This window comes from Burkholderia cepacia complex sp. TUM26381 (assembly GCF_057439935.1).
Genome location: NZ_CM172006.1, coordinates 924,613 through 946,741, shown reverse-complemented (window position 1 = coordinate 946,741; position 22,129 = coordinate 924,613). Strand labels below are relative to the sequence as shown.

Below are 22,129 nucleotides of genomic sequence, written 5' to 3'. Positions count from 1 at the left end.
AGTTGTCTCCTGTAATGACTCGCCCGTCCTGGGCCGGCGACGCGACCGCCCGTGTCGCCGCCACGCTGCGCAGCAATCCGGTCGTGCGTCGGCGGCTTGCCAGGCCGTGATCTTGTTGTGAAGCCCGACCATATCGCAGGGGTCCGGCAGCAGACAGGCTCGGGTTGTTATAGGCCCCATAGCAAACCGCGCTGCAGGCCGCCCCGTATCGCTTCGCGGGGCGTCGCACGTCAAGCGTGGCGGCCGTTTCAGCGGCATCGGCGGCGCGCCCGCCCGTCGCGCGACGGCCGCGCGGACGCTCCGCCCCCGCCGCGCCCCGTTGACGCCGTTCGGCACTCGACGGCAAAGTGGAGCCGCTCAACGAACCCGGAATCACCATGCGCCACGACGATCCGCTGGACACCTACCTGCTTCGCGTGCTGTGTACGCTCGTCGAGGAACGCAGCGTGTCGCGCACGGCGATCCGGCTGAACCAGTCGCAGCCCGCGCTCAGCAGCGCCCTGAAACGCTTGCGGAAGCTGTTCGACGATCCGCTGCTCACGCGCGAGAAGAACGAGATGGTGCCGACCGAACGCGCGCTGCAGCTCGCGCAGGACGCGCGGGTCGCGCTCAATGCGCTCGACAAGATGTTCAGCGCCGACGACGCCTTCGATCCGCAGCGCTCCGACCGCACGTTCACGATCGCGATGCCCGACTACCTCGCGCCGCCGTTCTTTGCCGACCTGGCGCGGCGGTTCCGCCAGCACGCGCCGAACTCGAAGCTCGTCACGCTGCCGATGGGCACCGAATACGACTACGAGAAGGCGCTCGCCGAAGGACAGGTCGACGTCGTGATCGGCAACTGGCCGACGCCACCCGAGCACCTGCACATGAACGTGCTGCTCGAGGACGAAATCGTGTGCCTGATGTCGAAGGACAATCCGCTCGCGAAGCCGGGCAGGCTCACCGCGGAAAGCTATATCGATGCGTCGCACCTGGTGCCGCTGCCCTACTCGAGCTCGCAGCGCGGCGTCGTCGAGAGTTCACTCGCGACATTGCGCCTGAGCCGCGGCCGTCAGATGTCCTGCCCTTACTTCAGTCTCGCGCCGTACCTCGTCAGCGAGTCCGACCTGATCCTGACGACCGCGCGGCATTTCGCGGCGTACTACGCGCGCCGCCTGCCGCTGCTGATCCGCCCGGCGCCGTTCAACTTTCCGCTGATGCGCTTCTATGTGCTTTGGCATCCGAACAAGCATCGCTCGAAGGCGCATGCGTGGCTGCGCGGGTTGTTGTCGGACAGCGGCGAGCGGCTGACGTCGATTGCCGGCGCCGCATGACGCGCGCGGCGACGCGGGCCCGGAACCGCCGACGTGCGGGGCCGATGCCCCGGCTGGTATACGGCCAATAGGACTTGCCCACTTCTGGTCGCACCGGTGCGATTCCTATACTCGGAACCTCCATTCCCGCTCGAAGGTTCCTACAGACGATGTCCTCGACTCCACTCGACACCACCCGGCTCGCCGCGATCAACGCGATGGCGAAGGATCAGTTCGTTCAAGCCCTCGGCGACATCTTCGAGCACTCGCCGGACGTCGCCGAAGACGCATGGGCCGCGCGCCCGTTCGCTTCGGTCGACGCACTGCACGACGCGATGATGGCCAGCATCCGCGCGCGCGGCATCGACGCGAAAAAGGCGTTCTTCGATCGCCACCCCGAACTGTCTGCACAGGCGGTGCGCGGCGGCGGGCTGACGCATGCATCGGTCAGCGAACAGACGAGCGCCGGCCTCGATGCACTGACCGACGACGAGGAAATCCGCCTGCAGCGGATGAACCGCGCGTATCGCGAGCAGCACGGCTTCCCGTTCATCATCTGCGTGCGCCACTACACGAAGGCCGGCATCTTCTTCGAACTGGAGAGCCGCACGTCGCGCGAAACCGCATTCGAACTCGACTACGCGCTGAACCAGATCAAGGCGATCACGCGCCGCCGGCTCGACGCGCGCGTCGCGTGACGCGCAACGCATCCGTTCGCTGAAACGAGGGCCGAAGCGGCATGCGCGTCGGCCCTCTCTCCATATGGCCCCAACCCGGAGCGCGTCGGCCCCGGGGCCAGCGGCAGCGCGGCCGCCGCCCGCCGCAACCTTGCCAGTCGGATCAAACCAGTCCATAATCCGGCTCTTTCCGGTTGGCTGAACGGGAAATCCTTCAGGATCAACGGCTTGACGGCGTATCGCCGCTCCCGTCGCCACGTTCCGCAACCGCGCGCCCAGCCGCCTCGTCGAAGGCGGCTTTTTTGTACCGCGCAGGCGCGTCCCGCGCGCCCGATGCCCTCGCCCGCAACCGAGCCTTTCTCTGTACCGATGATGCACGACGATCCGAACGAAGCCGGCCTGCCGCCGCACGACGACGCCATTCCCGACGAAGCCGCCGAAGGCGCCGACGCAGTCAACCCGCTGCACCACCGCCGCATCCGCAGTTTCGTGACGCGCGCCGGCCGCGTGTCGACCGGCCAGCGCCGTGCGCTTGACGACCTTGGCCCGCGCTTCGTCGTCCCGTATGCGCCGGAGATGCCCGACTGGGATGCCGTATTCGGCCGCAAGGCACCGCGCATTCTCGAGATCGGTTTCGGGATGGGCGCATCGACCGCGGAAATCGCCGCGCATCGTCCGGGCGACGATTTCCTCGGCGTCGAAGTGCATGAGCCGGGCGTCGGCGCGCTGCTGAAGCTGATCGGCGAGCAGGATCTGCCGAACATCCGCATCATCCAGCACGACGCGGTCGAGGTGCTCGAGCACATGCTCGCGCCGGAAAGCCTCGACGGCGTGCACATCTTCTTCCCCGATCCGTGGCACAAGGCACGCCACCACAAGCGCCGGCTGATCCAGCCGCCGCTCGTCGCGCATCTCGCATCGCGCCTGAAGCCGGGCGCCTACCTGCATTGCGCGACCGACTGGCAGAACTATGCGGAGCAGATGCTGGAAGTGCTCGGCGCTGAACCGACGCTCGAGAACACGGCTGCCGACTATGCGCCGCGCCCCGACTACCGTCCGGTGACGAAGTTCGAACGGCGCGGGCTGCGGCTCGGCCACGGCGTGTGGGACCTGGTGTTCCGCAAGCGCGCAGGCTGAATCGCACCGCCCCGCGCGGGATAAAAAAAGCCCGACCGGCCTCTGCCGATCGGGCTTTTTTCATTGGAGACGCAGCGGCCTCCGTGCCGGCCTCACGCCCAGTTCAGCCAGCCGCTATAACCGACCAGCAGCACGAACAGCCCGAACGCGATCCGGTACCACGCGAACACCGTGAAATCGTGCGTCGCGACGTAGCGCAGCAGCCAACGCACGCACACGAAGGCGCTGACGAACGCCGCGACGAGCCCCAGCGCGAACAGGCCGAGCGAATCGACGGTGAACGCCTGCCAGTCCTTCACGGTTTCATAGAGCGTCGCGCCGAAGATGATCGGGATCGCGAGGAAGAACGAGAATTCGGTGGCCACGCGCCGGTCGAGACCGAACAGCATCCCGCCGATGATCGTCGAGCCCGAGCGCGACATGCCGGGCACCAGTGCGAAGCACTGCGCGATACCGACCTTCAACGCATCGAGCGGCGTCAGCGCATCGACCGACATCACGCGCGGCGGCTCGCGGCGTTCGCGCTGCCGCGCCTCGGCCCACAGGATGATCGCGCCACCCACGACGAGCGCGAACGCGACGGGCACCGGCGAGAACAACACGGCCTTGATCTTCTTCTCGAACAGGAGGCCGAGCGCGATCGCGGGAATCGTCGCGATCGCGACGTTCAGCGTGAAGCGCCGCGCGTCGGGCCGGCTCGGCAGCCCGGACACGATGGATGCGATCCGTTGCCGGTATTCCCAGCAAACCGCGAGGATCGCGCCGAACTGGATCACGACGTCGAAGGTCTTCGCGTGCGAATCGTTGAAATTCAGGAAGCTGCCCGCGACGATCAGGTGACCGGTGCTCGACACCGGCAGGAATTCCGTCAGCCCCTCGACGACGCCGAGGATCAATGCCTTGCAGATCAGGATCCAGTCCATCCGTGGCCCAACTCCGAAATGGTCGAAAGAAAGGGCCACTCTTCCACGCGCGGCCCGCCCGGCCGCGCCCGGTCCGTCGTCACTTTTCGACGATCGCCACGCGTATGCCGTTTGTAAGAATCGTAATTGTACCGGGTTCGTAGTTCACCCCGGCAAATTGCAGCTGTTCGGGCTTGAACGTGTAGATCGGATAGTTGGTCAGCAACTGCGTCGCGAGCAGGCCGGCTGCTGCGCCGACCTGTTGCGCGTACATCTGCGCGTCGCCGTCGAGCACGAGGCTGTCGACGGCCGGCGCCTTCAGCACGACCGAGCGGCTCGGCGCGTCGTACGCGAGCTGGCCGGACACCGTGAACTTGCCGCTGACGGGCGCACGCAGGAACGGGCTCGTGAAATGCGCGTCGAGCTGCACGGCGACGCGGTTCTGGTCGGGCAGCAGGTTGACGGCCGGGTTCGCGAGCGCCACGTCGACGACCTGCGCGACCGTCTTCTGGTACGGAAACTTGCGCCCGACGGCCTTCTGCACATCGCCGCGCGAGAACGTGTAGTGATCGGGGATGAACGGGAACGTCGACGCGCAAGCGGCAAGCGAGATGCACACGCCGACGGCGCCGATGGTTGCGGCGAGAAAACGGCGCCGGCCGGGCGCGCGGGGTGCGGTCATGCTGAACTCTCTCCTGGATGCGCCGGCCGCGTCGCGGCCTCGAGGCGCGTGAGCCATGCGAGCGCGTCGTCGCGCGACGCGCCGCACATGTCGGCGGACGGCTGCAGCCCGGAACAGCACGCGGGGCGCTCGGGCCGGCCGAAGACCATGCAGCGCAGGTCGTCGCCGAGCTGCACGCAACGCACGCCGGCCGGCTTGCCGCCGGGCATGCCCGGAATCGGGCTGGAAATCGACGGCGCGATGCAGCACGCGCCGCAGCCCTCGCGGCACGCGTGCGGCGGAACATCGGCGGGCGCCGGGCGGACAGGCAATTCGACGGACACTCGGCTCTCTCGACAAACAACACAAACGGTGTGGCAACCGGACGCGGTGTCCGGCAGCCCCACCCCGCATTGTGCCATCGCCGGCTGCGACGTTATTACACAATGCAGCCGAATCGCGCGTTTATATACTCGAAAGCATCTAAAAAGCGCGAGACCGTCATGAGTTCTGGTTCTGCCGACACAATGTTCCGTCCCGATTTGCTCGCGAAATACGGCGCGAACGGGCCGCGCTATACGTCGTACCCCACCGCGCTCCAGTTCCGCGACGAGTTCGACCCGGCCGACTACGTCCGCGCGGCCAGCGACCCCGGCGCGTCGTCGAGCGATCTGTCGCTGTATTTCCACATCCCGTTCTGCAACACCGCATGCTTCTACTGCGGCTGCAACAAGATCGCGACCAACAACCACCGCCGCGCCCGCCCGTATCTCGAGCAGCTCAAGCGCGAGATGGCGCTGCAAGCGGCGCTGTTCGATCCGTCCCGCCCCGTCACGCAGCTGCATTGGGGCGGCGGCACGCCGACTTTCCTGTCCGACGACGAAACGGCCGAGCTGATGGCGGCCACCCGCGAGCACTTCGCGCTCGCGCCGGACGCCGACGCCGAGTTCTCGATCGAGATCGACCCGCGCACGGTCACGCCGGCGACGCTCGTGCACTTGCGCACGATCGGCTTCAACCGGCTGAGCCTCGGCGTGCAGGATTTCGATCCGGCCGTCCAGCAGGCGATCAACCGCATCCAGCCGCTCGCGATGACGGCCGACCTGCTCGGCGCCGCGCGTGCGACGGGCTTCCATTCGGTGAGCGTCGACCTGATCTACGGGCTGCCGCACCAGACCGTGGCCGTGTTCGCGCGCACGCTCGAGACGATCATCGAGCTCGCGCCGGATCGCCTGTCGGTGTTCGGCTACGCGCACATGCCGCACCTGTTCAAGATGCAGCGGCAGATCGACGATGCGATGTTGCCGCCGCCCGAAACGCGCATCGCGCTGCTCGGCCTCGCGATCGACATGCTGACGTCGGCCGGCTACGTGTACATCGGGATGGACCACTTCGCCCGCCCGTCCGACGAACTCGTGCGCGCCCAGCAGAACGGCACGCTGCAGCGCAACTTCCAGGGCTACAGCACGCGCGCGGATACCGATCTCGTCGGCTTCGGCGTGTCGTCGATCGGCAAGGTCGGCGACGTCTATGCGCAGAACGCGAAGGATCTGCCCGCCTACGGCGCCGCGCTCGACGCGGGCCGGCTGCCGATCGCGCGCGGCGTGCGGCTCACGCCCGACGACCGGCTGCGCCGCGACGTGATCACGCAACTGATGTGCAACCTCGAGCTGCCGTTCTCGCATGTCGAGGCCGCGCACGGCATCCGCTTCGCCGATCATTTCGCTCGCGAGCTCGACGCGCTGCGCCCGTTCGAGCGCGACGGGCTGCTGACGATCGCGCGCGACCGCCTGACGATCCATCCGGCCGGCCGGATGGTCGTGCGCAACATCGCGATGGCGTTCGACGCCTATCTCGGCCAGACGCCGCGGCAACGCTACTCGCGCACCGTTTGACGCCCGCGCCGGCCGCACGCGGGCGGCCGGTTTGATACAGTGTGGGGCTTACGCTCCGCCAGAACCCGCACGATGCGCACCACCAAAGCGACCTACGCGGTCGAACGCCTGAAGACCCGCTCCGGCAACCCGCAATTCGCGGCCGTCGCGATGGCGGGCGGCCTGTTCTATCTCGTCGACCGTTCCAGCGGCACCGCCGAGAAGCGCTGCGAGCCGCTGCCGCTCGACGAGTTCGTCAAGTTCGTCGACGAATTCGGCCCCCAAAAGCCGCGCAAGGCGAGCAAGCTCGACCTCGCGTTCGAGGCGCAGATCAAGAAGAGCAAAGGGTAAAGGTCTGTTGCAGGCCGCCTGAAGGCTTCGCGGCCGCCCCGTTTGGTACAATCACGAAGTTTCTCTATCCCCGCTGATGGCCGACCAGGCTGCGTGACCACACCATGAATATCGAAAACGCGCGTTTCAACATGATCGAACAGCAGATCCGGCCGTGGGACGTGCTGGATCTGGACGTCCTGGGCCTGCTGTCGATCGTCAAGCGTGAAAACTACGTTCCGGCCGAATACCGCGATCTCGCGTTCGCCGACCTCGAACTGCCGCTGCCCGGCGGGTCCAGCAAGATGCTGTTCCCGCGCGTCGAAGCGCGCGTGCTGCAGGAGCTGACGGTCAAGAAGCACGAAAACGTGCTGCTGATCGGCGCGGGTTCGGGCTACCTGACCGCACTGTTCGCCCATCGCGCACAGCACGTGACGGCCGTCGAGATCGATCCGGCGATCGCGAAGTTCGCGGAAGACAACCTGCGCAACGACGGCGTGACCAACGCGGAAGTCGTGCTCGGCGACGGTTCGCGCGGCTGGGCCGGCAAGGCGCCGTACGACGTGATCTGCGTCACGGGCGGCCTGCCCGTCGTGCCGCAGGAGATGCTCGAGCAACTGAAGGTCGGCGGCCGCCTGTCGGCATTCGTCGGCGGCCGTCCGGTGATGAAGGCGCAGATCATCACGCGCATCGACGACAAGCAGTACCGCGTCGCCGACGTGTTCGAAACGTACATCGACCACCTCGTCAACGCGATCGAGCCGTCGCGCTTCAAGTTCTGAGCAGCGGAGCCTCCATGCAGATCCTGACGCCCGCGATGCTCGCGGAATGGCTCGGCGATTCGGCGCGCCCCGCGCCGGTCGTGCTCGACGTGCGTGAACCGTGGGAAATCTCGACCGCGCAGATCGCCGGCAGCGTATCGATCCCGATGCAGCAGATTCCCGCGCGCAGCGAAGAGCTCGACGACGAAGCGGAAATCGTCTGCGTGTGCCATCACGGCATGCGCAGCGCGCAGGTCGCGATGTTCCTCGAATCGCGCGGCTTCACGAAGCTGTACAACCTGCAAGGCGGGATCGACGCGTGGTCGCGCGACGTCGACCCGTCCGTGCCGCGTTACTGACCTTTCCGGCGGCGCATCGCGCGCCGCCTCGCCGTCGGCACACTGCCGCCGGCCACACTGATCCGCCGAACGGGCACGCATCGCGTGCCCGTTGTTCTTTTCGGCCCTGCCTCGTTTCCTTCCGCCCACCGCCGATGACGCGCAACGGCGCCGCACCCCGGCCGTGCACCATTTGCGCCCGCGAGCCTGCACCGCAACGGACCGCGCATGCTGCACGACGCATCATCCGCACCGCCCCGGCGCCCGCTGACCTGCCGCACAGGCACGCCGGGCGTGCATTCGCGCGACTGGCACATGCCTTGCGTTACACGATGGCCGGCGCCGCCATGGCGCACGCACATCCAACACGACAAGGGGATCCCGATGAAACGTCGCAGTCTGTTGAAGTTCGGTTCGATGGCCGGCGCGCTCGCGCTGGCGGGCAAGAGCCCGTTTGCGCAAGCGGCCGATGCGGGCACCGGCCCGATCAAGGTCGGCATCCTGCATTCGCTGTCGGGCACGATGGCGATCTCGGAGACGTCGCTGAAGGACACCGCGCTGATGACGATCGCCGACATCAACAAGAGCGGCGGCGTGATGGGCCGCAAGCTCGAACCGGTGGTGGTCGATCCCGCGTCGAACTGGCCGCTGTTCGCCGAGAAGGCGCGCCAGCTGCTCACGCAGGACAAGGTCGCGTGCGTGTTCGGCTGCTGGACGTCGGTGTCGCGCAAGTCCGTGCTGCCGGTGTTCGAGGAGCTGAACGGTCTGCTCTACTACCCGGTGCAATATGAAGGCGAGGAAATGTCGCGCAACGTGTTCTACACGGGCGCCGCGCCGAACCAGCAGGCCATTCCGGCCGTCGAGTACCTGATGAGCGCGGAAGGCGGCGGCGCGAAGCGCTTCTTCCTGCTCGGCACCGACTACGTGTACCCGCGCACGACCAACAAGATCCTGCGCGCGTTCCTCAAATCGAAGGGCGTGAAAGACGCCGATATTCAGGAGGTCTACACGCCGTTCGGTCACAGCGATTACCAGACCATCGTCGCGAACATCAAGACTTTCTCGCAGGGCGGCAAGACGACCGTGATCTCGACGATCAACGGCGACTCGAACGTGCCGTTCTACAAGGAACTCGGCAACCAGGGGATCAAGGCGACCGACGTGCCGGTCGTCGCGTTCTCGGTCGGCGAGGAAGAGCTGCGCGGGATCGACACGAAACCGCTCGTCGGCCACCTCGCCGCGTGGAACTACTTCATGTCGGTGAAGAACCCGACCAACACGAAGTTCAAGGACCAGTTCGCCGCGTGGGTAAAGGCGAACAACCTGCCGGGCGGCGCGAAGCGCGTGACCAACGATCCGATGGAAGCGACCTACGTCGGCATCCACATGTGGAAACAGGCCGTCGAGAAGGCGAAGAGCACCGACGTCGACAAGGTGCGCGTCGCGATGATCGGCCAGACCGTCGCCGCACCGTCGGGCTTTACGCTCGCGATGGACGGCAACCATCACCTGCACAAGCCGGTGATGATCGGCGAGATTCGCGGCGACGGGCAGTTCAACGTCGTGTGGAAGACGAAGACCGCCGTGCGCGCGCAGCCGTGGAGCCCGTTCATTGCCGGCAACCAGGGCAAGCCGGACATCGTCACGTCGATCCCGGCGTTCCTGCGCCGGCAGCGTGCGGCACTGGCCTGACGCGATGTGGCGCGTCGCGCATCACGCGTGACGCGCCGTCCCCATGCCGATGCGCCCGCCGCGCCGGCCGCGGTTGCCGTCACGAACCGCCCGCGCCGGTGCAGTACCGCCCGAATCCGCTTCCTCAAGCCCGACAGGATTTCCCGATGCCTACACGCTTTCGCCGAGCCGTTCGCGCGATCGCGGCGTGCGCCGCCCTCGCGGGCATGCTGCCGCACGCCGCGTTCGCGCTGACGGCGGCCGATACCGCCGCGCTCGCCGGTGACGACTTCGACGCGAAGACATCCGCGATCGAACGCCTCGCCGCCGATGCCGATCCGCGCGCCGTCGCGGTGCTCGATGCACTGTCGAACGGCGACGCGCTCGCGACCGCCGACGGCCGCCTGCTGATCCAGACCGGCGACACCGCGCACGATGCGCTCACGCAGGTCGTGACGCCGGCCGGCGACGCGCAGCCGGTGATGCTGAACAACCTGCTGCGCACGAAGATCGCGGGCGCGCTGTCGGGCCTCGCGCTCGCATCGCCCGACGTCGCCGCGCGACGCGACGCGATCGATGCGCTACTGAAGTCGCCCGACCCGGCGCTCAAGCCGATGATCGAGCGCGCCCGCGCGAAGGAAACCGATCCCGCGCTGAAGCGCCGCCTCGACGCACTGTGGGCGATCGCCGCGCTGCACGACGCCGATCCGGCAAAGCGCCTCGAAGCCGTGCAGGTGGTGGCCACACGCCGCGATCTCGACATGATCGAACAATTGCGCCCGCTCGTCGCGAAGAACGCCGACGGCAGCTACGCGGAACCCGACGCGCGCGTGCGCGACGCCGCGCAGCAAGGGCTCGACGCATTGCATACGCTGCAGCGCCGTGGCGAGATCGTCGGCACGCTGTTCGCGGGCCTGTCGCTCGGCAGCGTGCTGCTGCTCGCCGCGCTCGGCCTCGCGATCACGTACGGGCTGATCGGCGTGATCAACATGGCGCACGGCGAATTCCTGATGATCGGTGCGTACGCAACCTATGTGGTGCAGACGCTGATCCAGCGCTACGCGCCTGGCGCGTTCGACTGGTACCCGCTCGTCGCCGTGCCCGTGTCGTTCGTGGCGGCCGCGCTCGTCGGCATCGTGCTCGAACGGCTCGTGCTGCGGCACCTGTACGGCCGCCCGCTCGAAACGCTGCTCGCAACGTTCGGCGTGAGCCTGATCCTGATCCAGGCGACGCGCATGCTGTTCGGCGCGCAGAACGTGCAGGTCGTGAACCCGTCGTGGATGAGCGGCGGTGTACCCGTGATGCAGAACCTGATCCTGCCGTACAACCGGCTCGCGATCCTCGCGTTCGCGCTCGCGGTGGTGTTCGTCGCGTGGGCCGTGCTGACGAAGACGCGGCTCGGCCTGTTCGTGCGCGCGGTCACGCAGAACCGCCGGATGGCCGCGTGCGTCGGCGTGAAGACCGCACGCGTCGACGCGTATGCGTTCGCATTCGGCGCGGGCATCGCGGGCCTCGGCGGCTGCGCGTTATCGCAGATCGGCAACGTGGGCCCCGATCTCGGCCAGAACTACATCATCGATTCGTTCATGGCCGTCGTGCTCGGCGGCGTCGGACAGATCGCCGGCACCGTGCTCGGCGGCTTCGGGCTCGGCCTCGCGAGCAAGGCGATCGAACCGTTCTGGGGTGCCGTGCTCGCGAAGATCGCGGTGCTCGTGATGATCGTGCTGTTCATCCAGAAACGCCCGCAGGGCATGTTTGCCCCGAAGGGCCGCAGCGCGGAGGCTTGACGTGACTTCCTTCACCGACTCGATATCGAACCCGGTTGCCGGCTCACCGAAGCCCGCTGCCGCCGCGCGCGCGGCGGACGGCTTCGCGCTCGGCCTGCCGCCCCGCCCCGCGCTGCTGTCGCGCCGCGCGTGGCTCGCGCTCGTCGCGCTGTGCATCGCGATCGGCATCGGCGTGCCGCTCGCCGCGCTCGTTGCGCCCGAAGCGAGCGCGTTCCATCTGTCCGCGTACGCGATGACGCTCGCCGGCAAGCTGATGTGCTATGCGATCGCTGCGCTCGCGCTCGATCTCGTGTGGGGCTACTGCGGGATCCTGAGCCTCGGCCACGGCCTGTTCTTCGCGCTCGGCGGCTATGCGATCGGCATGTACCTGATGCGCGAGATCGGTCGCGACGGCAAGTACGGCAGCGACCTGCCCGACTTCATGGTGTTCCTCGACTGGCACCAGTTGCCGTGGTACTGGAGCGGCACGCAGCATCTCGCATGGGCGCTCGCGCTCGTCGTGCTGGTGCCGGCCGTGCTCGCCTGGGTATTCGGCTTCTTCACGTTCCGTTCGCGCGTGAAAGGCGTTTACCTGTCGATCATCACGCAGGCGCTGACGTTCGCCGCGATGCTGCTGTTCTTTCGCAACGAGACGGGCTTCGGCGGCAACAACGGCTTCACCGACTTCAAGCGCATCGCGGGCTTCGCCATTACCTCGCCCGGCACGCGCACGGTGCTGTTGCTGCTGACGTTCGCGACGCTGGTGCTGGCGTTCATCGCCGCGCGCGCGATCGTCACGAGCAAGCTCGGGCGCGTCGTCACCGCGGTGCGCGACGGCGAGACGCGGCTGATGTTCCTCGGCTACAGCCCGCTCGCGTACAAGCTGTTCGTGTGGACCGTGTCGGCCGTGCTGTGCGGCATCGCGGGCGCGCTGTATGTGCCGCAGGTCGGCATCATCAACCCCGGCGAGATGTCGCCCGGCAACTCGATCGAAATGGCGATCTGGGTCGCGGTGGGCGGGCGCGGCACGCTGATCGGGCCGATCGTCGGCGCATTCGCGGTGAACGGCGCGAAGAGCCTGTTTACCGCGTACTTCGCCGAATACTGGCTGTTCTTCCTCGGCCTGATCTTCGTGCTCGTGCCGCTGCTGCTGCCGCGCGGGATCATGGGTCTCGTCGAAACCTTGATCGCGAAGGGGAAACGCGCATGAACGGAACGGCCTTGTACCAGTTCACGCCGCCGCTCGAGGACGAACTGCTGACCGTCAGCGGCACCGCGTCGATGGGGCGCGTCGTGCCGCCCGGCATCGACACGTCGCACGGCACGATCCTGTACCTCGAAGATATCGAAGTGAGCTTCGACGGCTTTCGTGCCTTGAAGAAGCTGTCGCTCGCCATCGACGCAGGCGAGCTGCGCTGCGTGATCGGCCCGAACGGCGCGGGCAAGACGACGATGATGGATGTCGTCACCGGCAAGACGCGCCCCGACGCCGGCAGCGTGTTTCTCGGCCAGACGCTGGACCTGTCGCGGATGAGCGAACCCGAAATCGCGCGCGCGGGCATCGGCCGCAAGTTCCAGAAGCCGACCGTGTTCGAGCAGCATCCGGTGTGGGAAAACCTCGAGCTCGCGATGCAGACCGACAAGGGCTGGCTCGCGTCGCTGCGTGCGCGGCTCGACCGCACGGCACAGGCGAAGATCGAGGAGACACTCGCGCTGATCGGCCTCGAAAGCCATGCGTATCGTGCGGCCGGCGAACTGTCGCACGGGCAGAAGCAGCGGCTCGAGATCGGCATGCTGCTGATGCAGCGCCCGGCGCTGCTGCTGCTCGACGAGCCGGCGGCCGGGATGACCGATCACGAAACGATGGAACTTGCCGAACTGTTGAACACGCTGCGCGGCACCTGCTCGATGATGGTCGTCGAGCACGACATGGAATTCGTCGCGGCGCTCGCGGGCGACACGGGCCGCGTGACGGTGATGGCCGAAGGCGCGGTGCTCGCGCAAGGCACGCTCGACCAGGTCAAGCGCGACGACGCGGTGATCGAGTCTTATCTCGGACGATGATGCGATGCTGAAGATCGAAGCACTGAACCAGTACTACGGCGGCAGCCATATCCTGCGCAACGTGAACCTCGCCGCCGACGACGGCAAGCTCACCGTGCTGCTCGGCCGCAACGGCGTCGGCAAGAGCACGTTGCTGCGCTGTCTGATGGGCGTCGTCGCCGCGAAGAGCGGCAGCGTGTCGTGGCGCGGCACGGCGCTCGGCGCACTGCCGCCGTATGCGCGCGTCGCGGCCGGGCTCGCGTACGTGCCGCAGGGCCGCGACATCTTTCCGCGGCTGACCGTCGAGGAAAACCTGCTCGTCGGCGCGGCGAGCCGCAAGGCGCCGTCGAAGGTGCCAGACCGCATCTACGACCTGTTTCCCGTGCTGAAGGACATGCGCGCGCGGCGCGGCGGCGACCTGTCGGGCGGCCAGCAGCAGCAGCTCGCGATCGGCCGTGCGCTGATGAGCGAGCCGCAGTTGCTGATCCTCGACGAGCCGACCGAAGGCATCCAGCCGTCGATCATCCAGGACATCGGCCGCACGCTGCGCCAGCTCGTCGACGAATCGCGGATGACCGTGCTGCTCGTCGAACAGTATTACGACTTCGCGCAATCGATCGCGGACAACTACTGGGTGATGAGCCGCGGCGAGATCGTCGCGGGCGGCGATGCGCACGACATGGAGACGAACGGCGTGCGCGAACTGATCGCGGTGTGACGCGCGGCACGGCGGTAGGCACGGCGGCAGGCACGGCGACGGACATGAGCGGCCGGCTCGCAAGGCCCCCGCACGCGGCGCTTTCAACGAACGCGGCATCTGCATTATTGTTCCGGTAGCATCCACGTTTTTCGCGTCCGTTACCCTCGTTTCCCGTTCGCCGCCGATGTCCGCCCCCGATTCGCACGCCCCGCTGTCCCGCCCCGCCGTCGCCAAGTCGTGGCGCGGCCGTCTCGAACTTGGCTTCGAGCGGCACGGCGCGCGCACGACGCTCGCGCACCGGCTGCACGACGGCCCGCTGCGCGTGCAGCGGCCGCTGTATCCGGAAGGCGACGCGATCTGCCACGCGGTGATCGTCCACCCACCGGGCGGTGTCGCGGGCGGCGACCGGCTCGACATCGACATTGCGCTCGGCGACGGCACGCATGCGGTGCTGACGACGCCCGGCGCGACCAAGTGGTACAAGTCGAACGGCCTCGACGCGACGCAGCGCATCGGCATCACGGTCGGCCGTGACGCGAAGCTCGACTGGCTGCCGCAGAACAACCTGTTCTTCGATGCGGCGCACGCAGCGCTCGATTTCACGGTGACCCTCGGCACGGGCGCGAGCGCAATCGGCTGGGACGCGACGCAGCTCGGCCGGCAGGCCGCCGGCGAAACCTGGTCGGCAGGCCGCATCGCTTCGGCTTCGGCGCTCGTCGATGCCGACGGCCGGCCGCTCTGGACCGAGCGCGCGCTGCTCGATGCACGCGATCCGCTGCGCGGCGCACTGCAGGGCCTCACCGGCTTTCCCGCATACGGCACGCTGTGGGCCGCCGGCGCCGCGTGCGACGCCGCGCTGGCCGAAGCGCTCGCCGCCCGGATGCCGTTCGACGACACGCTGCGCGCGGGCGCGACCTGCGTGACACCGGGCGTCGTGCTCGTGCGCGCGCTGGCGACGTCGATGGAAGCGCTGCAGCGTCACTTCACCGGCTGCTGGCTGCAATTGCGGCCGATCGTGCACGGCGTCGACGCACGGCCGCTGCGTCTCTGGCAAACCTGAGCACGCCCGCGCCGCGCACCGTTTCGGCGCAGCACCGCATCGGACGCTGCACGCTACCCATGCACGACGCACCACGAACGCGCATCACACCGTGCCCGATGCACATGGCACGCGCCTTGCTCCTTACATAACCGATACACAACGCACGCAAAACAGCGCGGTGCTACGATGACCCGCGCGTTCGCCCGGTTGCATGCGCGCCGATAAAAATTACGTTTTCCTGAACGTTTGCCTTCATGAAACTGACTCCCCGCGAGAAGGACAAGCTGCTGATCTTCACAGCGGCGCTGCTGGCCGAACGCCGTCGCGCGCGCGGCCTGAAGCTCAACTATCCGGAGGCGGTCGCCTTCATCACCGCCGCGCTGATGGAAGCCGCGCGCGACGGCAAGACGGTCGCCGAGGTGATGCACTACGGCACGACGCTGCTCACGCGCGACGACGTGATGGACGGCGTGCCGGAGATGATTCCCGACATCCAGGTCGAAGCGACCTTCCCCGACGGCACGAAGCTCGTGACCGTCCATCACCCGATTCCGTGAGGCACGCATGATCCCCGGCGAAATCCTCACCGACGACGGCGAACACGAACTGAACGCGGGCCGCGCAACGCTCACGCTCGTCGTCGCGAACACCGGCGACCGCCCGGTGCAGGTCGGCTCGCACTACCACTTCTTCGAAGTCAACGATGCGCTGTCGTTCGACCGCGCGGCCGCACGCGGCTTCCGGCTCAACATCGCGGCCGGCACGGCCGTGCGCTTCGAGCCGGGCCAGACGCGCACCGTCGAGCTCGTCGCGCTCGCGGGCGCGCGCGCCGTCTACGGTTTTCAGGGCAAGGTGATGGGGCCGCTGTAAGCGGCGCCCCGCTCTTCAGGAACAGCACGACATGACACTACGCTTGAGCCGCCGCGCGTACGCGGAAATGTTCGGGCCGACGACGGGCGACCGCGTCCGGCTCGCCGACACCGAACTGCTGATCGAGATCGAACGCGACTTCACGACCTACGGCGAGGAAGTGAAATTCGGCGGCGGGAAAGTGATCCGCGACGGGATGGGCCAGTCGCAGCGCGTGGCCGCCGACGTGCCCGACACGGTCATCACGAACGCGGTGATCCTCGATCACTGGGGCATCGTGAAGGCCGACATCGCGCTCAAGCACGGCCGCATCGCCGCGATCGGCAAGGCCGGCAACCCCGACATCCAGCCGGGCGTGACGATCGCGATCGGCGCGGCCACCGAAGTGATCGCCGGCGAAGGGCTGATCGTGACAGCAGGCGGGATCGACACGCACATTCACTTCATCAGCCCGCAGCAGATCGACGAGGCGCTCGCGTCCGGCGTCACGACGATGCTCGGCGGCGGCACGGGGCCGGCCACCGGCACCAACGCGACGACCTGCACGCCGGGCCCGTGGCACATGGAGCGGATGCTGCAGGCCGCCGACGGCTGGCCGATCAATCTCGGCTTCCTCGGCAAGGGCAATGCGAGCCTGCCGGAACCGCTCGTCGAGCAGATCGCGGCCGGCGCGATCGGGCTGAAGCTGCACGAAGACTGGGGCACGACGCCCGCCGCGATCGACAACTGCCTGTCGGTCGCCGACGACACCGACACGCAGGTCGCGATCCATACCGACACGCTGAACGAAGGCGGCTTCGTCGAATCGACGGTCGCCGCGTTCAAGGGCCGCACGATCCACACGTACCACACCGAAGGTGCGGGCGGCGGCCATGCGCCCGACATCCTGAAGGTGTGCGGCGAGTCGAACGTGCTGCCGTCGTCGACCAACCCGACGCGCCCGTACACGATCAACACGCTCGACGAGCATCTCGACATGCTGATGGTGTGCCATCACCTCGATCCGTCGATCGCCGAGGATCTCGCGTTCGCCGAATCGCGGATCCGCCGCGAGACGATCGCGGCCGAGGACATCCTGCACGATCTCGGCGCGCTGTCGATGCTGTCGTCCGATTCGCAGGCGATGGGCCGCGTCGGCGAAGTGATCATCCGCACGTGGCAGACCGCGCACAAGATGAAGGTGCAGCGCGGTGCGCTCCCGGAAGACAACCCGCGCAACGACAACTTCCGCGCGAAGCGCTACGTCGCGAAGTACACGATCAACCCGGCGCTCACGCACGGCATCGCGCACGAAGTCGGCTCGATCGAGCCCGGCAAGTGGGCCGATCTCGTACTGTGGGAGCCTGCGTTCTTCGGGATCAAGCCGTCGATGATCCTGAAGGGCGGCATGATCGCGATGGCGCAGATGGGCGACCCGAATGCGTCGATCCCGACGCCGCAGCCGGTTCACTATCGCGAGATGTTCGCGACGCGCGGCGGTGCGCTCGCCCGCACGTCGCTGACCTTCGTGTCGCAGATGGCGGCCGATGCAGGCATCGCGGAGCGCTACGGCCTCGCGAAGCGGATCGTGCCCGTGCGCAACTGCCGCACCGTGACGAAGGCCGACATGATCCACAACGCGTGGCGCCCGTCGATCAGCGTCGATCCCGAAACCTACGACGTGATCGCCGACGGCCAGTTGCTCACCTGCGAACCGGCGACGGTGCTGCCGATGGCGCAGCGCTATTTCCTGTTCTGATTTCCGGCTCCCGATTTCATGCGCACCCTCGACAAACGCATTGCCCCGAACGTGAAGCTCGCCGCGTCGCTCGTCGCACGCGCGCCGACGCTCACGCTCGCCTATGACGCCCGCTGCAAGAGCCGCCTCGCGGCGACGCTCGACACCGGCGAAGACGTCGCGGTCCTGCTGCCGCGCGGCACCGTGCTGCGCGACGGCGACGTGCTCGTCGCCGACGACGGCGCGCTCGTGCGCGTTGCCGCCGCGCCCGAGACCGTGCTGCTCGTGCGCGCGGCCGACCCGCTCACGCTGATGCGCGCCGCGTACCATCTCGGCAACCGCCACACGCCGGTCGAGATCGGCGACGGCTACCTGAAGCTCGAAGCCGATCCGGTGCTCGCCGACATGCTGCGCCGGCTCGGCACGCAGGTCGAAGAAGCGCACGCGCCGTTCCAGCCGGAAGCCGGCGCGTATGGCGGCGGCCACAAGCACGGGCATGACGCGACGTTCGCCGAGGATTACGCGCTCGCGCAGCAGGTATTCGGCGACCATCACGGCCACTCGCATTCGCACGATCACGATCACGATCACGATCACGATCATCAGCATGGTTCCGGATGCACGCACGGCCACGGCCATGACCACCACTGAACTCGTCGCGCTGCTGCACCTCGCGTCGCCGGCACTGCCGATCGGTGCGTACAGCTATTCGCAGGGCCTTGAAGCCGCGCTCGACGCGAACCTGATCCACGACGCCGATTCCGCGCGCGACTGGATCGCCAGCGGCCTGACCGATGTGCTTGCGCACGGCGAGTTGCCGTTTCTCGCGCACCAGCTCGCACGCTGGCACGCGCACGACACGTCCGCGCTTGCCGCCGAAAACGCCTGGTTCATCGCGAGCCGCGAATCGGCCGAACTGCGCCGCGAAACCGAACAGATGGGCTGGTCGCTCGCGCAGCTGTGCGCCTCGCTCGAATGGGGCGATGCCGCGCGCCGCGCGACGCTCGCGTCGATCTCGCCGGTCGCGCTGCCGACCGCATTCGCCTACGCGGCCGCCATGCACGATGCCAGCGCCGACGCGACGCTCGCCGCGTACGCATTCGGCTGGGTCGAGAACCAGACGTCCGCCGCGCTGAAGGCCGTGCCGCTCGGCCAGCTCGCCGGGCAGCGCATCATCGTCGCGCTGCGCGGCGCGATCGACGCGGCCGTGCGCCGCGCGCTCGCGACGCCGCCCGACGCCATCAACACGTTCGCGCCGCAGCTCGGCATCCTGTCCGCGCGGCACGAAACCCAGTACTCGCGGTTGTTCCGCTCCTGAACCCCATCGCCCGACCATGAACGCACCTGCCCCCTCCTCCGCCCGCCGCACGAAGAAACTGCCGCCGCTGCGCGTCGGCATCGGCGGCCCCGTCGGCTCCGGCAAGACCACGCTGCTCGAAATGCTGTGCAAGGCGATGCGCGACCGGTACGACCTCGTCGCGATCACGAACGACATCTACACGAAGGAAGACCAGCGGCTGCTGACGGTGGCCGGCGCGCTGCCCGAAGAACGCATCATGGGCGTCGAGACGGGCGGCTGCCCGCACACGGCGATCCGCGAGGATGCCTCGATCAACCTCGAAGCCGTCGACCGGATGCTGGCGCGCTTTCCGGACGCCGACATCGTGTTCATCGAATCGGGCGGCGACAATCTCGCGGCAACCTTCAGCCCCGAGTTGTCGGACCTGACGATCTACGTGATCGACGTCGCGGGCGGCGAGAAGATTCCGCGCAAGGGCGGCCCCGGCATCACGAAGTCCGACCTGCTCGTGATCAACAAGACCGACCTCGCCCCGCTGGTCGGTGCAAACCTCGACGTGATGGCGTCCGACACGCGGAAGATGCGCGGCGAGCGGCCTTACGTGATGACGAACCTGAAGGCACTCGAAGGCGTCGCGGACGTGATCGCATTCATCGAGAAGAAGGGATTGCTGACGGTCTGAGCGGCGTGGCGGCGGCACACGTCGCCGCCGCGCATGGGCGGCATTGCGCCGCCCGCCGTCTATTCGTCGTCGGACGTGTCCTGCGCGTCCTGCGCGTCCTGCAGCATGCGCTCGCCGCGTTCGGCAGGCGGCAGCAGCGCCGCGAGCACGTCGACCGTGCGCGCGGTCGCGCCGCGGTGACGCGATGCGAAGGCCGCACCGGCCGCCCCCATCGCGATACGCCGCGCCTTGTCGGCGAACAGCGCGTCGAGCACGTGCGCGAGATCGAGCGGATCCGCAACCTGCATCGCCGCGCCGGCCGCGACCGCGTCGGCGGTCGCCTGCGTGAAGTTGAACACGTGCGGGCCGATCAGCACCGGCACGCCGACCGCGCACGCTTCGATCAGGTTCTGGCCGCCGAGCGGCAGCAGGCTGCCGCCGATGAATGCGATGTCGGCGGCCGCGTAATACGCGCCGAGTTCGCCCATCGAATCGCCGAGCAGCACCGTCACGTCGTCCGGCAGCGGTTCGGCGGCCGGCTGGCCGGCCGCGAGCGCGGCCGCGTCGGCGGCCCACACCGAGCGGCGCACGGACTTGAGCCCGCCGCGCGCGACGAGCGCCTCGACTTCGGCGAAACGCTGCGGATGACGCGGCACGAGCACCAGCAGCGCGCCGGGCGTGCGCATTTCCGCGAACGCCTGCAGCACCAGCGCTTCTTCGTTCTCGCGCGTGCTGGCGGCCACCCACACGGGCCGCGTGCCGATCGCGTCGCGCCACGCATGGCCGCGCGCCGCGAGTTCCGGCGGCGTCGTCATGTCGAACTTCAGGTTGCCGAGCACGGTCACGTTGCGCGCGCCGAGCGACGTGAGCCGCTCCGCATCGGCCGGGCTCTGCGCGAGCACGCGCGAGAACCCGCCGAACACGTCGCGCGTCGCCGCGCCGAACTTCGCCGCGCGCCGGAACGAACGCGCGGACATCCGTGCATTGGTCAGCACGAGCGGCACATCCGCGCGACGGCATTCGTCGATCAGCGTCGGCCACACCTCGGTTTCCATCACGAGGCCGAGCGTCGGCCGCCAGGCACGCAGGAAGCGCCGCACCGCACCCGGCATGTCGTACGGCAGGTAGCAGCGCAGCACGCGATCGCCGAAGATCTGTTCGCCGGTCGCGCGGCCGCTCGGCGTCATGTGCGTGAGCAGGATGCGCGCATCGGGGCGCGCGTGCATCAGCGCGTCGATCAGCGGCTGCGCGGCGCGTGTCTCGCCGACCGACACCGCATGCACCCAGATCAGCGGCGTGCGGTCGTCGCGCGAGCGGCCGGTCACGTGGCCGAAGCGTTCGCCGATGTGTTCGCGATAGCCGCGCTCCTTGCGCGAGCGCACGTAGAGCCGGATGACCGCGGCCGGCGCGACGAGCCACCACAGCGCGCGATAGATCACCCTCAGCATGCCGCGGCCCTCGTGTTGCGTCGAAGCAGGGGCGCGCTCAAACCAGCGCCCTGCCCTTCAGGCGCTCGAGAATGCCGAGCGGCGCGCATTCGCGGCGGACCATCGCATCGACCGGCAGGAAGAACGTCTGTTCGAGCATGAACTGGCCCGACATCACAGCGTGCGAAGTCTGATCCGAGAAACATATCCACACGCAACCGGGCGGAAACGGCATCGTCTCCTGCGGGCTCGTCTTCTGGTAGTCGAGATCGGCCTTCATGCTGTCGTGCAGGTTCAGCATCAGGTGGTCGTACGCGCTGCGCGGCGACTTCGTCACGTGCAGCAGGTTCAGCAGCCACGCGGCGCCCGGCAGTTGCGGCTTGATCGACGGCAGGAAGCGCTTCGCAACGTCCTCGAACGGCTCGCCGACACGCCATACGCGCGGCACGCCGGCCGGGTTCACGTTCGTGAACACGCGCAGGATCCGCTCGCCGTAATTCGGCCGCGACGGGAACGCGTCGACGTGCAGCCGGCTGTCGTCCTTGCGCCACGACGTCTGGCGCGTCTCGACCTGCATCAGCCGCAGGCTCGTCGGCGCGACGCGCAGCTTGCCGCGGTATTCGGGAAAGAGGCCGTCGACGAGCGAGCCGGCCTGCTGCTGGAAGCGCGCGACGAGCGCGCGCACGGCCGATTGCGTGACGCTGTCGCCGAGCACGCCGGCGAGCGCGCCGCCGTTCGGCGCGAGGCTGATGTTCTTGCGTTTCGGATCGGCGAGCGCCGGATCGAGCAACGCTTCCTCGCCGCCTTCGATCGCGAAGCGCAGATGCGGGAAATACAGCACCTTGCCTTCCTCGACCGCGGCGAGCAGTTGCTCGCGCGGCGCCGACAGGTTGTGTCCGCTCCAGTCGGCGGACGGGACTTCGATGATCTGGGATTCGCTCATGATCGGTTCGCGTG

At 68.0% G+C, this 22,129-nt stretch carries 24 protein-coding genes; 19 read left to right on the top strand and 5 right to left on the bottom strand.

Annotated features, from left to right (window positions below):
- The first annotated feature begins 377 nt into the window (after nucleotides 1-377).
- The 3 genes from ACWMMN_RS04440 to trmB all read left to right on the top strand — a co-directional run bounded on the left by ACWMMN_RS04440 (nucleotide 378) and on the right by trmB (nucleotide 3,109).
- Nucleotides 378-1,316, top strand: a complete 939-nt coding sequence (locus ACWMMN_RS04440) for a LysR substrate-binding domain-containing protein (protein ID WP_256085644.1) — start codon at nucleotides 378-380, stop codon at nucleotides 1,314-1,316.
- Nucleotides 1,317-1,465: 149 nt separating this feature from the next.
- Nucleotides 1,466-1,993, top strand: a complete 528-nt coding sequence (uraD, locus tag ACWMMN_RS04435) for a 2-oxo-4-hydroxy-4-carboxy-5-ureidoimidazoline decarboxylase (protein ID WP_486423019.1) — start codon at nucleotides 1,466-1,468, stop codon at nucleotides 1,991-1,993.
- A 348-nt stretch (nucleotides 1,994-2,341) separates the two neighbouring features.
- Nucleotides 2,342-3,109: a tRNA (guanosine(46)-N7)-methyltransferase TrmB gene (trmB, locus tag ACWMMN_RS04430; protein WP_059235706.1), complete on the top strand. Its 768-nt coding sequence runs from the start codon at nucleotides 2,342-2,344 to the stop codon at nucleotides 3,107-3,109.
- A 92-nt stretch (nucleotides 3,110-3,201) separates the two neighbouring features.
- Here trmB and ACWMMN_RS04425 read toward each other — a convergent pair whose 3' ends face one another.
- From ACWMMN_RS04425 to ACWMMN_RS04415, 3 genes are all read right to left on the bottom strand, one after another.
- Nucleotides 3,202-4,032: an undecaprenyl-diphosphate phosphatase gene (locus tag ACWMMN_RS04425; RefSeq protein ID WP_174994386.1), complete on the bottom strand. Its 831-nt coding sequence runs from the start codon at nucleotides 4,030-4,032 to the stop codon at nucleotides 3,202-3,204.
- 79 nt (nucleotides 4,033-4,111) lie between these two features.
- The gene (locus ACWMMN_RS04420; RefSeq protein WP_059235712.1) at nucleotides 4,112-4,693 is read right to left on the bottom strand and encodes a DUF1439 domain-containing protein; all 582 of its coding nucleotides are present in this window, start codon (nucleotides 4,691-4,693) and stop codon (nucleotides 4,112-4,114) included.
- The gene (locus ACWMMN_RS04415; RefSeq protein WP_486423018.1) at nucleotides 4,690-5,016 is read right to left on the bottom strand and encodes a YkgJ family cysteine cluster protein; all 327 of its coding nucleotides are present in this window, start codon (nucleotides 5,014-5,016) and stop codon (nucleotides 4,690-4,692) included. The genes ACWMMN_RS04420 and ACWMMN_RS04415 overlap by 4 nt, the downstream gene beginning before the upstream one ends.
- A 159-nt stretch (nucleotides 5,017-5,175) precedes the next feature.
- Here ACWMMN_RS04415 and hemN point away from each other — a divergent pair, with 159 nt between their 5' ends.
- The 16 genes from hemN to ureG all read left to right on the top strand — a co-directional run bounded on the left by hemN (nucleotide 5,176) and on the right by ureG (nucleotide 19,766).
- On the top strand, nucleotides 5,176-6,567 hold the full coding sequence (gene hemN, locus ACWMMN_RS04410) for an oxygen-independent coproporphyrinogen III oxidase (RefSeq protein ID WP_059235714.1): 1,392 nt from the start codon (nucleotides 5,176-5,178) through the stop codon (nucleotides 6,565-6,567).
- 72 nt (nucleotides 6,568-6,639) lie between these two features.
- Nucleotides 6,640-6,897 carry a hypothetical protein gene (locus tag ACWMMN_RS04405; protein ID WP_486423017.1) on the top strand — a complete coding sequence of 86 codons (258 nt, stop codon included), beginning with the start codon at nucleotides 6,640-6,642 and terminating at the stop codon, nucleotides 6,895-6,897.
- Between the two features lie 104 nt (nucleotides 6,898-7,001).
- Nucleotides 7,002-7,658, top strand: a complete 657-nt coding sequence (locus ACWMMN_RS04400) for a protein-L-isoaspartate O-methyltransferase family protein (RefSeq protein WP_059235717.1) — start codon at nucleotides 7,002-7,004, stop codon at nucleotides 7,656-7,658.
- A gap of 14 nt (nucleotides 7,659-7,672) precedes the next feature.
- On the top strand, nucleotides 7,673-7,996 hold the full coding sequence (locus tag ACWMMN_RS04395; protein ID WP_059235719.1) for a rhodanese-like domain-containing protein: 324 nt from the start codon (nucleotides 7,673-7,675) through the stop codon (nucleotides 7,994-7,996).
- A gap of 363 nt (nucleotides 7,997-8,359) precedes the next feature.
- Complete coding sequence (gene urtA, locus ACWMMN_RS04390) at nucleotides 8,360-9,667, top strand: urea ABC transporter substrate-binding protein (RefSeq protein WP_059235720.1); 1,308 nt, start codon at nucleotides 8,360-8,362, stop codon at nucleotides 9,665-9,667.
- 146 nt (nucleotides 9,668-9,813) lie between these two features.
- Nucleotides 9,814-11,433, top strand: coding sequence for an urea ABC transporter permease subunit UrtB (urtB, locus tag ACWMMN_RS04385; protein WP_342703752.1), 1,620 nt, complete (start codon nucleotides 9,814-9,816; stop codon nucleotides 11,431-11,433).
- A 1-nt stretch (nucleotide 11,434) separates the two neighbouring features.
- Nucleotides 11,435-12,622, top strand: coding sequence for an urea ABC transporter permease subunit UrtC (gene urtC / locus ACWMMN_RS04380; protein ID WP_174994383.1), 1,188 nt, complete (start codon nucleotides 11,435-11,437; stop codon nucleotides 12,620-12,622).
- Nucleotides 12,619-13,476: an urea ABC transporter ATP-binding protein UrtD gene (urtD, locus tag ACWMMN_RS04375; protein WP_059235724.1), complete on the top strand. Its 858-nt coding sequence runs from the start codon at nucleotides 12,619-12,621 to the stop codon at nucleotides 13,474-13,476. The genes urtC and urtD overlap by 4 nt, the downstream gene beginning before the upstream one ends.
- A gap of 4 nt (nucleotides 13,477-13,480) precedes the next feature.
- Nucleotides 13,481-14,173, top strand: a complete 693-nt coding sequence (urtE, locus tag ACWMMN_RS04370) for an urea ABC transporter ATP-binding subunit UrtE (protein WP_059235726.1) — start codon at nucleotides 13,481-13,483, stop codon at nucleotides 14,171-14,173.
- Between the two features lie 166 nt (nucleotides 14,174-14,339).
- Nucleotides 14,340-15,215, top strand: coding sequence for an urease accessory protein UreD (locus ACWMMN_RS04365; RefSeq protein WP_342703747.1), 876 nt, complete (start codon nucleotides 14,340-14,342; stop codon nucleotides 15,213-15,215).
- A 236-nt stretch (nucleotides 15,216-15,451) separates the two neighbouring features.
- Entirely contained in the window at nucleotides 15,452-15,754 is a 303-nt protein-coding gene (ureA, locus tag ACWMMN_RS04360) for an urease subunit gamma (protein ID WP_006406310.1), read from the top strand.
- Between the two features lie 7 nt (nucleotides 15,755-15,761).
- On the top strand, nucleotides 15,762-16,067 hold the full coding sequence (locus ACWMMN_RS04355) for an urease subunit beta (protein ID WP_034187295.1): 306 nt from the start codon (nucleotides 15,762-15,764) through the stop codon (nucleotides 16,065-16,067).
- A 31-nt stretch (nucleotides 16,068-16,098) separates the two neighbouring features.
- A complete protein-coding gene (gene ureC / locus ACWMMN_RS04350; protein ID WP_059235730.1) occupies nucleotides 16,099-17,805 on the top strand; it encodes an urease subunit alpha in 1,707 nt (568 codons plus the stop codon).
- Nucleotides 17,806-17,823: 18 nt separating this feature from the next.
- Complete coding sequence (ureE, locus tag ACWMMN_RS04345) at nucleotides 17,824-18,435, top strand: urease accessory protein UreE (RefSeq protein ID WP_486423016.1); 612 nt, start codon at nucleotides 17,824-17,826, stop codon at nucleotides 18,433-18,435.
- Complete coding sequence (locus ACWMMN_RS04340) at nucleotides 18,422-19,102, top strand: urease accessory protein UreF (protein WP_059235733.1); 681 nt, start codon at nucleotides 18,422-18,424, stop codon at nucleotides 19,100-19,102. The genes ureE and ACWMMN_RS04340 overlap by 14 nt, the downstream gene beginning before the upstream one ends.
- Nucleotides 19,103-19,118: 16 nt before the next feature.
- A complete protein-coding gene (gene ureG, locus ACWMMN_RS04335; protein WP_059235735.1) occupies nucleotides 19,119-19,766 on the top strand; it encodes an urease accessory protein UreG in 648 nt (215 codons plus the stop codon).
- 59 nt (nucleotides 19,767-19,825) lie between these two features.
- Here ureG and waaA read toward each other — a convergent pair whose 3' ends face one another.
- Nucleotides 19,826-21,193 carry a lipid IV(A) 3-deoxy-D-manno-octulosonic acid transferase gene (waaA, locus tag ACWMMN_RS04330; protein ID WP_486423015.1) on the bottom strand — a complete coding sequence of 456 codons (1,368 nt, stop codon included), beginning with the start codon at nucleotides 21,191-21,193 and terminating at the stop codon, nucleotides 19,826-19,828.
- 37 nt (nucleotides 21,194-21,230) lie between these two features.
- The gene (kdoO, locus tag ACWMMN_RS04325) at nucleotides 21,231-22,115 is read right to left on the bottom strand and encodes a Kdo hydroxylase KdoO (protein ID WP_342703742.1); all 885 of its coding nucleotides are present in this window, start codon (nucleotides 22,113-22,115) and stop codon (nucleotides 21,231-21,233) included.
- Nucleotides 22,116-22,129: the final 14 nt, after the last annotated feature.